The sequence below is a fragment of the Cyanobacteriota bacterium genome, assembly GCA_025054735.1.
In the GTDB taxonomy this organism is placed as follows: Bacteria; Cyanobacteriota; Cyanobacteriia; order SKYG9; family SKYG9; genus SKYG9.
Map to the genome: position 1 here is coordinate 1 of JANWZG010000428.1, position 3,185 is coordinate 3,185.

Here is a 3,185-nt window from a genome sequence, read left to right on the forward strand (position 1 = left end):
TGAAGACCCCAGCGCTGCGGATGCCTTTGCCGATCGCATGACTCACTTGATGACAGAATTTAACCAATACTGGCAAGGTGAAACATCTTATGATTTGGTAGTGAACCGGGCAGAGTTACGTAAATTTGACACAATGATGCACTATTATCGCCAGCCTGACTGGGCAAGCTTAGAATTCTGAGGGTGATCATGATCAACATTCCTCCCCTCGACTTAACGGAGCAATACACTCTCATCGGTGATGAAGTTAACGCAGTCGTCTTAGAATTGTTGGCTTCAGGGCGCTATATTGGTGGCCCTCCCGTGAAGGACTTTGAAGAGCAGTTTGCCCACTACATTGGTGCCGATTACTGTGTGGCTTGCAATTCTGGCACTGATGCCTTGTATCTGGCACTGCGAGCACTGGATATTGGTGCTGGAGATGAGGTGATTACGACACCCTTTACCTTCTTTGCGACGGCTGAGGTGATCAGCGCTGTAGGGGCAACACCAGTCTTTGTGGATATTGATCCCGATACCTTTAATCTGGATACGACACAGCTTGCAGCGGTGATTACTGATCGCACTCGTGCTATTATCCCTGTCCACCTATTTGGGCAACCCGCAGACATGACTCGTGTGATGGCGATCGCTGATGCCAACAATCTATTTGTAGTGGAAGATTGTGCCCAGGCAACCGGAGCAGAATGGCAAGGGCAGCGTGTTGGTAGTATTGGGCATATTGGCTGTTTTAGCTTTTTCCCCACGAAAAATCTGGGAGCCTGCGGTGATGGAGGGGCGATTACTACGGATGACCCCGCGGTGGCCGATCGAATTCGAGCGCTGCGAGAGCATGGCATGAGGGTGCGCTACTACCACGATGAAATTGGGGTGACTAGTCGCCTTGATGCTATTCAGGCTGTGATTTTGCAAGTTAAGCTGCGGTACCTGGATCGGTGGAACCAACAGCGACGAGACATTGCTGATCGCTACACCCAAAGCCTATCGCTGCTTCCTGGGATTACCACCCCCCGAACCCTAGAAGGTGCTGTACACGTTTGGCATCAATACACCATTCGTCTAGCCCTGTGTGGAGAGCATCGCCGCTGTGGTGCTCAGCCCTGTAGCTTGGATGGCAGTAAGCAGTGCCGCAATTGGCTGCGAGAACAGTTACAAACTCTAGGGGTCAGCTCGATGATTTATTACCCTGTGCCGGTCCATCTACAAGCAGCCTATAGTCGCCTTGGATTTCGCCCAGGCCAGTTTCCGGTAACTGAGCAAGTTGCCCAAGAGGTATTGTCGTTACCCATGTTTCCAGAGTTGACGATTGAGCAACAACAGCGGGTCATCGATGCGATCAAGGAATGTCTGGCGACTCTTAAAAGCTGATGATTAAGTAGCCATCTTGAAATTTTGCCCCAGTCACTGGCTTTCCCCTTAACTCAGGGGGTAAAACAATATTACGCCGTTGATCCCCGGCTGCAATTGTGACTTCAGGGCCATTCTGACTGAGTTTCACCTGTTTCTTATCAAAGCCTGGTAAAAACAGCCGTACTTTGCGCTCTGCTAGGTTGACCTCCAGCGATCGAGGTGCATGGGTAGTGTCGGTTACATCTGGCAATGCTTCCATTGCCGCTTGCCACTGATTATCAGTAACCCAGGGCAGGGTATACATCGGTAAGGGTGCAAATGAAGAGCTATCTACTGGGGTGAATGGTGGAACTTGGGTAACGATCGCCCCAGCCACAGTTAATCCTGCCTGTTGTGCACTTCCCCATAGATAACGAGCCATAGTAATAGCCGCAGCATTGCCCGTAGTTACTAGGTAAGCTGCCATCCGAGCTGGATCGCTGATAATGGCTTTACCGCGATCCAACAGATCATTCACTTGACTTGCTGGTTTGGCGAAACTATCACTAGTCCAATCCACATTAAATACAGTGCCGATTAAGGGTTGCAGCAATGGCAGCAGAGTTTTTGCCAAGTCTGACTCGGCAAAGATCTGACGAAATCGACGCAAATACCAGCCCAGTGCATCAGGTGACCCTAGCATCCGGAGCATCGCTTGGTCACCTGTGCCATCATACACAATGCAATCGTACTGATTACTAGCATCGTAGTCTCGCAGGGCATCCATAGTTAAGGCACTGTCCATGCCGGGAAGCACGGCTAGCTCTTCTGCAAAGATGGCATTAAAGGCAGGGGTACGTAGATACTCTGACTCCAACCTTTTCACAGTTTCCCAGCCTTGCTCCAACAATGTGGTTAACTGGGGTTGCACGACGAACAAGTTAGGGGCTACAGATAGCGGCTGATCATGGATTGGTTCCCCCACCCAAGCTGCAATTACAGGATCTACAGGTTGTCCTAGCAATAGGGTGCGCTGACCTTGAGCAGCTAATCGCTGGGCTATGGCGATCGCCGCTGTTGTACGACCTGTGCCACCCTTACCTAAAAATGTGATGATAAATGCCATCTAACTTAACAGGTTGACCCGCATCTATCCTACTTCACAGGCTCAATCTCATCATCAAAAAACCATGTGGCAAAGGCATCATCAAAACGGACAAACATACCAATGCCGCTGCCATCAACCATTTTGAAGGCTTGAATGGTTCCAACTTTTCCTAACTTTTCGATCACCTGATCGGAGACGCGATCGCGCAGGCGACGAACCTTAACTTTCTGACCAATTTCTAACATCACGACTCCAACTAAAACATCTAACGCAATGGTCGGCACAACCATTCCACAGTGTATCAAGGTCTGGTACGGCATTACCGATGATTTCTAGCAGAATGTCAGGGAAGCCCAGTAACTACATTAAGGTATGTTTAGTGGTAGGCAACTTGTCTCAGCGAGGTGATGGCTTGGTTACAATCAACGGGGAACAATCGGTCTAGACTGAGGAAGATGGATGTTGTGATGACTAAATTGACGGGCACAGGCCAATGAGAGCCTCCATGTTGACACAGGTCAAGAACTACCTACGTGATCGCAGCCAGCAAGCATGGCAAGCTGCTGGGGTTTGGATTTCTGGTACGGCGGAGCGGTTATTAAATCGAGCTTATGAAGCCGTGCTACGTATTCAGTCATTAGAGGCCGAGCATTTTGATGGGGAACCTGTTTCTCCGCTGTCAGCAGCAGCAGCTCGCTACAGTGAAAGCTCATTGAGCTACTTTCAGTCTGAACTACGACGAGAGTTA

At 49.8% G+C, this 3,185-nt stretch carries 5 protein-coding genes; 3 read left to right on the top strand and 2 right to left on the bottom strand.

The window, feature by feature from the left end:
- Positions 1-181, top strand: a 181-nt coding sequence (locus NZ772_16250; GenBank protein MCS6815106.1) for a DUF1868 domain-containing protein, incomplete at its 5' end; no start/stop codon positions are given.
- A gap of 8 nt (positions 182-189) precedes the next feature.
- Complete coding sequence (locus tag NZ772_16255; protein MCS6815107.1) at positions 190-1,368, top strand: DegT/DnrJ/EryC1/StrS family aminotransferase; 1,179 nt, start codon at positions 190-192, stop codon at positions 1,366-1,368.
- On the opposite strand, the gene NZ772_16260 is transcribed toward NZ772_16255, so the two are convergent.
- Together NZ772_16260 and NZ772_16265 are read right to left on the bottom strand one after the other, a co-directional pair.
- Positions 1,358-2,455 (bottom strand): ArsA family ATPase, encoded by a 1,098-nt coding sequence (locus tag NZ772_16260; protein MCS6815108.1) that lies wholly within the window; start codon positions 2,453-2,455, stop codon positions 1,358-1,360. The two genes, NZ772_16255 and NZ772_16260, sit on opposite strands and share 11 nt — an antisense overlap.
- 29 nt (positions 2,456-2,484) lie before the next feature.
- Positions 2,485-2,682, bottom strand: a complete 198-nt coding sequence (locus NZ772_16265) for a DUF2862 domain-containing protein (protein MCS6815109.1) — start codon at positions 2,680-2,682, stop codon at positions 2,485-2,487.
- Between the two features lie 260 nt (positions 2,683-2,942).
- On the opposite strand from NZ772_16265, the gene NZ772_16270 reads away from it, so the two are divergent.
- Positions 2,943-3,185, top strand: a 243-nt coding sequence (locus NZ772_16270; GenBank protein ID MCS6815110.1) for a hypothetical protein, incomplete at its 3' end; no start/stop codon positions are given.